This is a genomic window from Mycetohabitans rhizoxinica HKI 454 (assembly GCF_000198775.1).
Taxonomy (GTDB): Bacteria; Pseudomonadota; Gammaproteobacteria; order Burkholderiales; family Burkholderiaceae; genus Mycetohabitans; species Mycetohabitans rhizoxinica.
The window spans coordinates 365035-376353 of record NC_014718.1 but is presented as its reverse complement, the minus strand read 5'-3'; the positions used below and the strand labels follow the sequence as shown (position 1 = coordinate 376353).

10 protein-coding genes, 2 pseudogenes and 1 riboswitch are annotated in these 11319 nt (G+C 62.1%); of the genes and pseudogenes, 4 read left to right on the top strand and 8 right to left on the bottom strand.

The window, feature by feature from the left end:
• The first annotated feature begins 30 nt into the window (after positions 1 to 30).
• Positions 31 to 2103 carry an AAA family ATPase gene (locus RBRH_RS13595; protein ID WP_157864536.1) on the top strand — a complete coding sequence of 691 codons (2073 nt, stop codon included), beginning with the start codon at positions 31 to 33 and terminating at the stop codon, positions 2101 to 2103.
• Positions 2104 to 2130: 27 nt separating this feature from the next.
• Here the strand turns inward: RBRH_RS13595 and arfB are convergent, their stop codons facing one another.
• The 5 genes and pseudogenes from arfB to RBRH_RS21455 form a co-directional block, all read right to left on the bottom strand.
• Entirely contained in the window at positions 2131 to 2532 is a 402-nt protein-coding gene (gene arfB / locus RBRH_RS13590; RefSeq protein ID WP_013428655.1) for an alternative ribosome rescue aminoacyl-tRNA hydrolase ArfB, read from the bottom strand.
• 407 nt (positions 2533 to 2939) lie between these two features.
• The gene (locus RBRH_RS13585) at positions 2940 to 3860 is read right to left on the bottom strand and encodes a DMT family transporter (RefSeq protein WP_041754749.1); all 921 of its coding nucleotides are present in this window, start codon (positions 3858 to 3860) and stop codon (positions 2940 to 2942) included.
• 458 nt (positions 3861 to 4318) lie between these two features.
• The gene (locus tag RBRH_RS13580) at positions 4319 to 4531 is read right to left on the bottom strand and encodes a glycine zipper 2TM domain-containing protein (protein WP_013428653.1); all 213 of its coding nucleotides are present in this window, start codon (positions 4529 to 4531) and stop codon (positions 4319 to 4321) included.
• A 115-nt stretch (positions 4532 to 4646) separates the two neighbouring features.
• Positions 4647 to 6578, bottom strand: coding sequence for a phosphomethylpyrimidine synthase ThiC (gene thiC, locus RBRH_RS13575; RefSeq protein ID WP_013428652.1), 1932 nt, complete (start codon positions 6576 to 6578; stop codon positions 4647 to 4649).
• Positions 6579 to 6658: 80 nt separating this feature from the next.
• Positions 6659 to 6765: riboswitch (TPP riboswitch) on the bottom strand.
• Between the two features lie 134 nt (positions 6766 to 6899).
• Positions 6900 to 6965, bottom strand: a pseudogene (locus tag RBRH_RS21455) (hypothetical protein); the annotation flags it as partial.
• 255 nt (positions 6966 to 7220) lie between these two features.
• On the opposite strand from RBRH_RS21455, the gene RBRH_RS13570 reads away from it, so the two are divergent.
• Both RBRH_RS13570 and RBRH_RS13565 read left to right on the top strand, forming a co-directional pair.
• Positions 7221 to 7394, top strand: coding sequence for a DUF1328 domain-containing protein (locus RBRH_RS13570; protein WP_041755006.1), 174 nt, complete (start codon positions 7221 to 7223; stop codon positions 7392 to 7394).
• A gap of 240 nt (positions 7395 to 7634) precedes the next feature.
• Entirely contained in the window at positions 7635 to 8168 is a 534-nt protein-coding gene (locus tag RBRH_RS13565; protein ID WP_232509405.1) for a ferritin-like domain-containing protein, read from the top strand.
• A gap of 302 nt (positions 8169 to 8470) precedes the next feature.
• Here RBRH_RS13565 and RBRH_RS17890 read toward each other — a convergent pair whose 3' ends face one another.
• The 3 genes from RBRH_RS17890 to RBRH_RS13555 are packed head-to-tail and all read right to left on the bottom strand — an operon-like array spanning position 8471 to position 11066.
• Positions 8471 to 8617 carry a DUF2474 family protein gene (locus tag RBRH_RS17890; RefSeq protein WP_083813542.1) on the bottom strand — a complete coding sequence of 49 codons (147 nt, stop codon included), beginning with the start codon at positions 8615 to 8617 and terminating at the stop codon, positions 8471 to 8473.
• Entirely contained in the window at positions 8617 to 9624 is a 1008-nt protein-coding gene (cydB, locus tag RBRH_RS13560; RefSeq protein WP_013428646.1) for a cytochrome d ubiquinol oxidase subunit II, read from the bottom strand. Before cydB ends, RBRH_RS17890 begins: the two co-directional genes overlap by 1 nt.
• A gap of 5 nt (positions 9625 to 9629) precedes the next feature.
• Positions 9630 to 11066: a cytochrome ubiquinol oxidase subunit I gene (locus RBRH_RS13555; RefSeq protein WP_041754748.1), complete on the bottom strand. Its 1437-nt coding sequence runs from the start codon at positions 11064 to 11066 to the stop codon at positions 9630 to 9632.
• A gap of 91 nt (positions 11067 to 11157) precedes the next feature.
• Between RBRH_RS13555 and RBRH_RS21160 the strand changes: the two are divergent.
• Positions 11158 to 11241, top strand: a pseudogene (locus RBRH_RS21160) (type II toxin-antitoxin system ChpB family toxin); the annotation flags it as partial.
• Positions 11242 to 11319 lie beyond the last annotated feature (78 nt).

The window sequence follows — 11319 nt, the reverse complement described above, 5'->3', positions numbered from 1 at the left end:
GACCATGCCCGACTTCGGTAGAAGGCAGTGATGACTGACATCATGCTGGCCCAGGGGTTCTCGCGCCGGATCGGCGCGCTCGCGCAAAGCTTGGGGGCAGCCGCCGGCGATGCACGCGTCGCTGCTGCTGCTGCCGCGATGGTCAGCGCGGCGACTGCAAATGGACATGTCTGCATCGAGCTGGCAGCGCTTGCGCGGCAACTCGGGCAGCCGTCCGACACAGTCCGCGCGTCGCTGCTTGCAAGCGGTGTTGCCACGCGCATCGATGACGACGAGCCGGCGCCCCGTTTGCCGCTGGTAATCGACCTCGATGACCGACTGTATCTCGCACGCTATTACGAATTCGAGCGTGGGCTTGCTAATGCACTGAGTGCGCGCGCGCGGGCGGAATTTGACGATGCGTCGTTTGATGACGCGCAGCGGTGGCGTAACGTACTGACCCGCTATTTTGGCGAGGCGAGCGGCAGCGACCTCGACTGGCAGCGTGTCGCGGCGGCTGTCGCCTTGTCCGGGCAACTGACGATTGTTAGCGGTGGGCCGGGCACGGGTAAGACGACCACGGTCGTCGGCGTGCTAGCCTGTTTGCTCGATGCCAAGCCGGATCTGCGCATCGCGCTGGCGGCGCCCACTGGCAAGGCAGCACAGCGCATGCTGGAGGCATTGGCGTCCCGCGCCGACCGATTGGCTCACGATATCGCCGCCAAGCTGCCGACCGCGTCGTATACGCTGCATCGATTGCTGGGCAGCACATCGGACAGGGGTTTTCGCCATCATCGGCGCAATTCTTTGCCGTACGATGTCATCGTCGTTGACGAGGCTTCGATGATCGACGTCGCGCTGGCAAGCCGGTTGGTGGACGCCGTTGCACCGCGTGCCCGGTTGATCCTGCTGGGTGACAAGGACCAATTGGCCGCGGTCGACGCGGGGGCAGTGTTCGCCGAACTGAGTGCACATCCATGCTATGTCGGGCAGCGCGCCGAGCGTATCGCGCAGGCGCTTGGCTGCACGGTCGATACATTGCGCAACGCGCTCGCCGCGCATGTTCGCGGTGGCCTGCCCCAATTGCAGCCTGCTACCTTGGGGCAGGCTGCTACTCCGACGCGGCTTACCGCATCCGCACCGCCTGCCGCGCCGGCCCCGCCCTCAGCGTCTGCACAGCGCGATCTGTTCGCCGACGACAATCCGGCGGTTGGGGCAGATATCGTCGAGCCAGCGCCGAACGACACGGCACGTGCGGCAGACGGTGCACAGCCTGCTGCGCTCGCCAATTGCGTCGTGTGGTTGCAGACCAACTATCGGTTCGGCCTCGATTCCCCGATCGGGCAGCTGTCCAGTGCAATTCGCGACGGCTCGCCTGCGGACGCGCTCGGCGTGCTCGATGCAGCAGACGATCGCGCGCCCGCACACTTCATCGATGACGGCGGGCCGGCAATCGGACACGCGGCACGCGACTATATCGCGCGGGGTTTCGCACGCTATGCAAATCTGCTGGCCGGGATGCTGCAGCGGTGTGAGTCACAGGCCGCTGCGCTGTTCGATGCGCTCAACGCATTCCGTGTGCTGTGCGCGGTTCGCGCTGGCCCGCATGGCGTCGATGCGTTGAACGAGTGGATCAGCGCTGAACTGCGTCGGGTTGCCCGCTTGCCGCTTGCACCGGCCGCCCGGTGGTTCGCTGGCCGTCCGGTCATCGTCACGCGCAACGACTATGCACTCGGCCTGTTCAATGGCGACATCGGCATCGCGCTGCCGGCCGGCGACGGCACGCTGCGGGTGGTCTTCGAACAGGGTGCCGGGCAGCGCCGGAGCGTGTCGCCCGCGATGCTGCCGTCGCACGAGACGGCATTCGCGCTCACGGTCCACAAATCACAGGGTTCGGAATTCGAACGGGCTGCGCTGGTGTTGCCGCCTACGTTTAGCCGGGCGTTGTCGCGAGAGTTGATTTACACGGCTGTGACCCGCGCGCGGGCTCAAATCACGATTATCGGCACGCGTGCGGTGTTGGCACAGGCCATCGGCACGCCGACCCGCCGCGATACCGGACTGTCGGCACGGTTACGATACGCTGAGGCGCGTGCACGGCGCGAAACAGCCTCATCACGATAAAGTCGCGGGCTTGTCGCGCCGTCGCGCTTAGTCGGTCACCGGCCGTCTGCCGGCCTTGACTTCGCCACGGCGCGTTTTCGTGTCGAGCCTGCGCCTCCGAGACGCCAGCGTCGGCTGGGTCGCCCGGCGGGGCCGGCGGGGAGTATTGGCGCGTTCGATTAGCTCGTGCAGGCGTGCGAGTGCCTCGGCACGGTTCAACTCCTGTGTCCGATAGGACTGCGCCTTGATCACGATGACCCCGTCGCGCGTAATGCGGTTGTCGTTCAGCGCGAGCAAGCGCATCTTGACCACCTCGGGCAGCGATGAAGACCGAATCGAGAACCGTAGGTGGATTGCACTGGATACCTTATTGACGTTTTGCCCACCTGCGCCTTGCGCTCGCACTGCCGTCATGGTGATTTCTTGGTCAGGAATGGCGAGTTTGTGCATAGTTTAGTGTCTGTCCGTACCAGCCCCAGCCGGTATCGCATCATGGACGCAGGTTTCGCTTCGCTTGCGCGTAATGCTGGTTGCTTGATGGACGGTCAGCATTTCTTTGGGTCGCAGCATTATGAATGCCTAGTTCGATCAGTAGGATTTTCTGGATTCTCGAACTGCTGCAGTAGGAGGCCCCCATTTTGCATGCCGAGGTCGGACGGTGCGTTCATCTGAGCTAGCCGGCTGTATCCGAGCGAATCCGCAGGCTCGAGGCTAGTGGCGTGATTGCCGGATAACGCATGCAAGTCTCAAACGGCGCGCCCCGAAACGTGCCCTTCAAAACGGTGCCCCCGTTCAGCAGCGGGCCGCGCGCAGCCGCAATAGGGTCTTGCCGCGGATTGGCGAGCTTGCGCCAGGCGCTACGATGCCTGCGCGCGTAACCGCTTGATGAAGCCGGCGGCGAGCGCGGTGCCAATCAGCACGACCCCGCATCCCTCGATCATCCGCATCGACACGGATTCCGCGAGGAACAGCGCACCCCATAGAATACCGAACACCGGTACCACGAACGTTACCGTCATCGCGCGAGCCGGGCCGGCCGTGGCCAGCAAATGGAAGTAGAGCCTGTACGCGATACCCGTGCACGCGACGCCGAGCGCCAGCACTGCGAGCCACGCATGCGTCGAGACCTGGGCGGTGGGCCAGCACCACGCGGCCAGCGGCAGCAGGGCGATGGACGCGCCGACCATGCTGCCGCACGCCACGGTTAATGGATCCACGCCGGACAGGTACTGTTTGGTGTAGTTCGCCGCCACGCCGTAGAGTGCCGTGGCACCGAGCGCCGCGCCTGCGGCGAGCGCCGTGGTTGTCGCCGGTACCGGCGTGCCGCTCGCGCCTACCGGTGCCGTAATCTGATCCCAAACCAGCAATACCACGCCCGCAAAGCCGAGCGCGAGCCCGGCGGTGCGCATGCTGCTGAGCCGGTCACCGAGCCAAACGAATGCGACCAGGGCACCCCACAATGGCGTTGTTGCGTTAATCACCGAAGTTAATCCGGCCGACAGCGTGAGTTCGGCGTAGGCAAACAGGCAAAATGGCACGGCTGAATTCAATACGCCAACGACGAACAATGGCCACCATTGGCGGCGCGCGCTATGCCACGCGCCGGCTAAACCCTTTTGTGCCACCAGCAACGTGGCTAGGAACACCGCGCCGATCGAGACGCGTAGTGCCATCAGTGGTGTGACGCCGAATTCGGCCACCCCGATCCGAATGAACAGAAAAGAGGCGCCCCACAGCGCGGCAAGCACAAGGAGATAAAGAAGGTTGCGGGCTGTCATAGGCAGAATTAACAAGAAGGCCTATCACTCTAAGCCCTGGCGGCCGCGCTGGGAATAGCGCTCCAATCGTTACGGCGGCAAATCGTTATGGCGGCACTTTGCTTATGGCTGAGTGGTTTAGCTTGGGGCGAGGCAATGGATCTGCGCAGCCCATAGCGTGGAGAAGAGCGCGGCTAGCCCGCGCGGTCATGGTGCGATCGAATGCTCGGTCCACGGGGCCGCAATGAGCAGAGCAAGCCATCCGATGGTGGGCGTGCAGCAGATAGCAAGGGGTGCTGCGCACCCCGGCGCGACGTCGGGTAGGCACGCCGCCTCGTAAGCGTGACGGGCGTGACGGAGTCCGCGTGCGTCCGGATGAGCGACCAAGGGACAGCCGGCGGCGCGTTGGTAGAAGTGCCGCCGGCTGGGCCGTTCTGCCGAGGCTCACGCGAGCCGTGGCCCTGTCGCGCGACGAAGCGTTACTTGCCGACCTGATTGCCGATGATGCCGCCGACAGCTGCGCCGCCCAGCGTCGACAGCGCGTTGCCGCCGACTGCCGCGCCAGCGACGCCGCCCACGCCCGCGCCGATCGCAGTGTTGCGCTGGCGCGTGGTCATCCCGTCGCACGCCGCCAGGCTCGTCAGCAGCGCGGCGCTGAGCGCCGCAGCGCCGATACGCTTGACCGAATTCATGATCGTGACTCCTCGTTGTGTTGATTGCCGACCTAATTCGATAGTACGCGATCAATACGTTTTAAGACGTTGCGGCTTTGTAGGCGATTCGTCGCTTTTGTAAGCAGATGTTACTTTACTGCTTTTGGTAGATCTCGGCGCCCGACTGCTTGAACTCGATCGCCTTGACTTCCATGCCCTTGCGCAGCGCCTCCACTTCGCCGACACCTTGCTTCTCGGCAAACTCACGCACGTCCTGCGTGATCTTCATCGAACAGAAATGCGGGCCGCACATCGAGCAGAAGTGGGCAACCTTTGCGGAATCCTTCGGTAGTGTCTCGTCGTGAAATTCGCGCGCCTTGTCCGGGTCGAGTCCGAGGTTGAACTGATCCTCCCAACGGAACTCGAAGCGGGCCTTCGACAACGCGTTGTCACGTATCTGCGCGCCGGGATGCCCCTTCGCAAGGTCGGCGGCGTGCGCGGCAAGCTTGTACGTGATGATGCCTTCTTTGACGTCGTCTTTGTTCGGCAACCCCAAGTGCTCCTTTGGCGTCACGTAGCACAGCATCGCGGTACCAAACCAGCCGATCATCGCCGCGCCGATGCCCGAGGTAATATGGTCGTATCCCGGTGCGATGTCGGTAGTCAGCGGCCCGAGCGTATAGAACGGCGCCTCGTTGCACCACTCCAGCTGCAAGTCCATGTTTTCCTTGATCAACTGCATCGGCACGTGTCCCGGACCTTCAATCATTGTCTGCACATCGTGCTTCCATGCAATCTGCGTCAACTCGCCCAGCGTCTTGAGTTCGGCGAGCTGCGCCTCGTCGTTTGCATCGTAGATCGAGCCTGGCCGTAACCCGTCGCCCAGCGAGAAGCTCACGTCGTACGCCTTCATGATCTCGCAGATGTCTTCGAAATGCTCGTACAGGAAGCTTTCTCGGTGATGGGCAAGACACCACTTGGCCATGATCGAGCCGCCGCGCGAGACAATCCCCGTCATGCGGCTCGCAGTCATCGGTACATAGCGCAGCAGCACGCCGGCATGAATCGTGAAGTAATCAACGCCTTGTTCAGCCTGCTCGATCAGCGTGTCGCGGAAGATTTCCCAGGTCAGTTCCTCCGCCTTGCCGTGAACTTTCTCCAGCGCCTGGTAGATCGGCACGGTACCAATCGGCACCGGGCTGTTGCGGATGATCCACTCGCGCGTCTCGTGGATGTTCTTGCCGGTGGACAAGTCCATCACGGTATCGCCGCCCCAGCGGATCGCCCACGTCATCTTGTCGACTTCCTCGCCGATCGATGACGTGACAGCGGAGTTGCCGATGTTTGCATTGACCTTCACCAGGAAGTTGCGGCCGATGATCATCGGCTCGGATTCGGGATGATTGATGTTGGCCGGAATGATCGCGCGACCGCGTGCGACTTCGTCGCGCACGAATTCGGGGGTGATTTCGCGAGCCTGGGTGCCACTGAATGCCGCCGCGCCGAATGCGTTGCCACGGTGCTGCCGACCGATCAGCTCGGCCAGCTTGGCGCCTTGTGGTCCGCTAGCGCGCAGACTTTCCAAATACTCGTGGCGACGCTGGTTTTCGCGGATCGCAATGAACTCCATTTCCGGCGTGATGATGCCGCGGCGCGCGTAGTGCATCTGGGTCACGTTGGCGCCCGCCTTGGCTCGCCGCGGCGCGCGATGCAGGCCTGGGAAGCGGAGGTGCGCGGTGTCCGCGTCGGCCGCGCGGGCCTGGCCGTACTGGCTCGAGAGCCCTTCCAGCCGCTCGGTGTCGCCGCGTTCCTCGATCCAGGCCTCGCGTAGCGCGGGCAGGCCGGCGCGAATATCGATCCTGACGTCGGGGTCGGTATATGGGCCGGATGTGTCATAGACCGTGATGGGCGGGTTTTTCTCACCACCGAAGCCGGTCGGCGTGTCGGCCTGGCTGATTTCGCGCATCGGAACCCGTAGGTCAGACCGGGAGCCGGTCACATAGATCTTGCGGGAATTCGGCAGCGGCGCGATCGCGGCATCGTCCACGCGCGCGGACTCGGACAGAAACTTTGGATTGGCAACCATTGAATGTCTCCTGTGGGCAAGGGCAACGGAACACGGGAGACCGGAGAAGCGGCGGAGCGGGGCGGATGCGGCGACATCATTGATCGACCCCGGACGCTTCCCTGCGCTGGCATTACCCAGATCAGGTTCAAAGGGTGTTTCTCACCCGCTTGACGACGGTGCGCAAGCAGGACCCCCGCGTAGCAGGGTCAAGATACACCGGTTCAGGGGCGTTGGCAACCGCCGTCCGTGACGTTGACACCGCTGTCTGAAACGTGTGTCAAGCGTCTCGCGCATCCGGCGCACGACTTCGACAGCCAGGCGAATGCGATTCTTGATGGATCCACCCCAGCGATCGGTGCGGCGGTTAGTGCGTGGACACAGAAATGAATTGAGCAGGTAACTCACCCAACTCCAGCGGTTTTAGTAAATTGGGGTAAGGCTTACTCATTGTATGAAAGAAAGTGGCGGCCTCGCTTGTCTGCGCACCCTATACCGGTACGTCGTGCCCCCTTTCGGTAAACGGCGCTAAACCCTTGGTTTTAGGGGGCGACGTGTTGTCGGACGGAGCGTTGCCGGGGCAGCGGGCGCCAATTCTGGCATGCCTATTGCTATAATTGCACTCGTTGCCGAATTTTGGCACTTGCTATGGAGGTCGCAATCATGTTGAGGTGGGCGTTATTCTTTGCGATTGTCGCCATTATCGCGGGATTGCTTGGATTCAGCGGCATTGCCACGGGCGCGGCAGCGATTGCGAAGTTCCTGTTCTTCGTCTTCCTCGTGCTGTGCGTGGTGTTCCTGCTGTTCGGCATTTTTGTCGCAAAGAAGGTTACCTAGCCGTCCCACGCAAATGCCGGGCGTGTCGTGCGCGTGGATAAAGAGGCCGCGTTGCTGCACGATGCAGGGTGTTCTTTCTTCTTGTCGCGACCGTGATGGTCCGTGCATCGAAATTAACTGGCTTGGCCACGCGCGGCGCGCAAACTGCGCGAAATTTTATTTTACGTTTTCGCTGTCATGTTTGTCGTCAGTTGGCTGATCGACGTGACGAGGACATGACGGTCACTCATGGAGGTTGCAATGACAGACACCTTTAGACTCGACTTAGAAACAATCCGCGAGCGCGCTCGCCAGCATATGGACGAGGGCCCCGTGACGTCGACCTACAGCGCGGATCGCGACACGATTCTAAAGCTGCTCAATGACGCGCTGGCCACGGAGTTAGTCTGCACGCTGCGCTACAAGCGGCACTATTTCATGGCAAAGGGGATCAACTCGGAAGCGGTGGCCGACGAGTTCGCGCAGCATGCGGCCGAGGAGCAGCAGCATGCGGATCAGCTGGCGCAGCGCATCGTGCAGTTGGGCGGGGCGCCCGATTTTGCGCCGGCCGGGCTGGCCAGCCGCTCGCACTCCGAGTATGTGGAAGGCGAGACGCTGACCGAGATGATTCGAGAGAACCTGGTTGCGGAGCGCATCGCGATCGATACCTACCGAGAGATCGTCAAGTACATTGGCGACAAGGACCCGACCACGCGCCGCATCTTCGAGGAAATCCTGGCGGTCGAAGAAGAGCACGCTGACGATATGGCCGATTTGCTCGCGGAGCGCGCCTAACGCGCCGGCCGCTTCACGCGGCCTGCGCACGTCGCTGGCCGCCGCGCCAATGGACCACGCCAACCAGCGCGGCGGCTAGCGCAGCATCGCGGCATCGAACACGGCCCGTGAACTTTGCATAGTGGACGGTGCTATCCGCGACCCGCGCGGGCTGGCAGGATGCCGAGAAGCAGGCACTCAATGAGTAGGATGTCGAAAAGCAGGCCGTTCAAATAGCAGCGTGCTCATGATGGCGTCGAGCGCATGGCTGCGTTCAGCGAGCGCCGCGATCTGCGCTGCGAGCGGCGCGGCTGCTGGCCAATTCAGGCGGACAACCCGGCTGCGTGCATCGCGAGGCGCAACACACCAGCGACAACGGCCAGCGCGGCGACGCTAGCCGTCCACAGCGCGATCAGCCAAGCTAGTCGCGTGGCCCAGGTCGGCACGCGGTTTCGAGGGGGTTTTTGCATTAATGGTAGTGCTCGCCAGGGCGTACCTTGCCCCGGAACACATAGTATGACCACATTGTGTAGCCGAGGATGAACGGGATGATGAACAGCGTGCCGAGCAGGGTAAAGCCCTGACTCTGCAACGGGCCGGCTGCGTCCCAGATCGACAGCGATGGTGGCACGATATTCGGCCAGATGCTGATTGCCAGCCCGGTGTAGCCCAGGAACATCAGCGCCAGCGCGCACAGGAACGGACCGGCGTGCGGCGCGTGGCTCAGCGAGCGTTGGAGAGCATAAACGCAAAGCAGCACCAGCAACGGGACAGGGCAGAACCAAAGCAGGTTGGGCAGCGTAAACCAGCGCTGTGCGATGTGCGGATGGGCAATCGGCGTCCAGATGCTGACGATCGCGATCGCGGCGAGCACGAGCCATGTGAGCCGCCGCGCCACGCCGATCATCGTGTGTTGCAACGTATGTTCGGTTTTCATAATCAGCCATGTCGCGCCCAGCAACGCATAGATCACGACCACGCCGAGCCCGCAAAAGAGCGCAAATGGCTTAACCCAATCGAGGGCGCCGCCAGCGAATGCATCGCCATTGACCTTCACGCCGTCGATATACGCGCCCAGCGCTACGCCCTGGAAGAACGACGCGAGCAACGAGCCGGCCATGAATGCGATGTCCCAGATGGGGCGCTCGCGATCGTTGGCCTTGAAACGGAATTCGAACGCCACGCCGCGAAAGATCAGGCCGAGCAGCATGAAGATCAGCGGCAGATACAATGCGCTCAGCAAAATCGCATAGGCTCGTGGAAACGCGGCCAGCAGCCCGGCGCCGCCGAGTACTAACCAGGTTTCATTGCCATCCCAGACTGGCGCGACGCTGTTCATCATCAAGTCACGCTCCGTACGGTTCGAGACGAAGGGAAAGAGCAGGCCGATACCTAGGTCGAAGCCGTCAGTCACGACATACATCATCACGCCGGCAAAGATGATCACGGCCCAGACCAGTGAAATGTCAAAACCCATCGTCGTTATCTCCCGGCGTCGTCCGTCTTGGCCGTTCGATGCTCATCCTCATGCGCGGCGGACAGTGGTCGCGCCGGGGTGTGCGGTTGTCCTGGGCCACCCATGGGCGGCGTGGCATCGGGTTGCGGCCGGGGCCCCTGACGGATCAGCCGCAGGATATAGGCCAACCCTGCCCCGAAGACGAAAAAATATGACACAACGAACAGCACCACAGACAGCAGTATTTCCGGCGCCGAATGCGGCGTCACCGCGTCGGTGGTTCGTAGTAGGCCATACACGACCCAAGGCTGCCGGCCGATTTCCGTGGTCAGCCAGCCTGCGAGTACGGCGGCCAGTCCGGCCGGCCCCATCACCAACGTGCAGTGCAGGAATGCCCGGCAGTGGTATAGGCGTGCGCGGCGGCGCAAGAACAGGCTCCATGCGCCCAGCGCAATCATCAATAGTCCGAGACCGACCATTGCGCGAAAGGTCCAGAACACCACGGTCGAATTCGGCCGCTCGTCTGGGGGGAACGCCTTCAAGCCCTGGAATTGCTTGTTCCAGCTATGCGTCAGGATCAGGCTGCCCAAGTACGGAATCTCGAGCGCATAACGGGTTTGCTCGCGTTGCATGTCGGGCCAGCCAAAGACGATTAGCGGCACGGCTTCGTTTTCACGGTTCTCCCAGTGGCCCTCGATGGCAGCCAGCTTGGCTGGCTGATGTTCCAGCGTGTTGAGCCCGTGTGCGTCGCCCACCACAGCCTGGATTGGCGCGACGACAAGTATCATGCCCATTGCCATCGATAGCATCTTGCGGATCGCCGCATTGTCGTGCCCGCGCAGCAAGTGCCAGGCGGCCGATGCGGCCACGAACAACGCGGTGGCCAAAAATGCGGCCAGACTCATGTGCACGAGGCGGTACGGGAACGACGGATTGAAGATGACCTGCAACCAATGGACTGGCACGACGCGCCCATCGATGATCTGATAGCCTTGCGGAGTATGCATCCAGCTGTTCGAGGCCAAAATCCATGTCGTTGAAATCAGCGTCCCGACGGCGACCATGATGGTTGACAGGAAATGCAGTCCCGGTCCAACCTTGTTCCATCCGAACAGCATGACACCAAGGAATCCCGCCTCGAGGAAGAACGCAGTCAGTACCTCGTAGGCAAGCAGCGGGCCGGTCACGCCGCCGGCAAAGCGCGAAAACCCCGCCCAGTTGGTGCCGAACTGATAGGCCATGACGATGCCCGATACCACACCCATGCCGAAGTTGACGGCAAAAATCTTGATCCAAAATTGATACAGGTCGCGGTAGACGACGTTGCGTGTGCGTAGCCAGCATCCCTCGAGCACGGCCAGATAGCTCGCCAAGCCAATCGTGATAGCGGGAAAAAGAATATGGAAAGCAATCGTAAAAGCGAACTGAAAACGCGCCAAGTCCAGCGCGGACAAGCCTAACATGCGGGTTCCTCCATCGCGGCAACGACGTCCGCAGTTGGACGACGCGCCATTGCGTAGCAGACCCCGTGCCCGTGCCCCTGGTGCGTGATAGGCGCGCGGCGCGCGCAAGGTTGAAAGCGTACCAGTCGAAGTGGTAGAGGACGCTTTGGCACGGCTTCAGGCGATTATTGAGTGAAGAAATACAAGGATCTCGATCTTTGCCCACTGTGCGAGCAGCTTCGCGTAACAGCCACTGCCATGTGCAATTGGCATT

Bases quoted from the DNA above. Each gene is read 5' to 3' on its own strand.
- RBRH_RS13595 (WP_157864536.1), top strand. From the start codon at position 31: ATGACTGACATCATGCTGGCCCAGGGGTTCTCGCGCCGGATCGGCGCG.
- arfB (WP_013428655.1), bottom strand. From the start codon at position 2,532: ATGCACAAACTCGCCATTCCTGACCAAGAAATCACCATGACGGCAGTG.
- RBRH_RS13585 (WP_041754749.1), bottom strand. From the start codon at position 3,860: ATGACAGCCCGCAACCTTCTTTATCTCCTTGTGCTTGCCGCGCTGTGG.
- RBRH_RS13580 (WP_013428653.1), bottom strand. From the start codon at position 4,531: ATGAATTCGGTCAAGCGTATCGGCGCTGCGGCGCTCAGCGCCGCGCTG.
- thiC (WP_013428652.1), bottom strand. From the start codon at position 6,578: ATGGTTGCCAATCCAAAGTTTCTGTCCGAGTCCGCGCGCGTGGACGAT.
- RBRH_RS13570 (WP_041755006.1), top strand. From the start codon at position 7,221: ATGTTGAGGTGGGCGTTATTCTTTGCGATTGTCGCCATTATCGCGGGA.
- RBRH_RS13565 (WP_232509405.1), top strand. From the start codon at position 7,635: ATGACAGACACCTTTAGACTCGACTTAGAAACAATCCGCGAGCGCGCT.
- RBRH_RS17890 (WP_083813542.1), bottom strand. From the start codon at position 8,617: ATGCAAAAACCCCCTCGAAACCGCGTGCCGACCTGGGCCACGCGACTA.
- cydB (WP_013428646.1), bottom strand. From the start codon at position 9,624: ATGGGTTTTGACATTTCACTGGTCTGGGCCGTGATCATCTTTGCCGGC.
- RBRH_RS13555 (WP_041754748.1), bottom strand. From the start codon at position 11,066: ATGTTAGGCTTGTCCGCGCTGGACTTGGCGCGTTTTCAGTTCGCTTTT.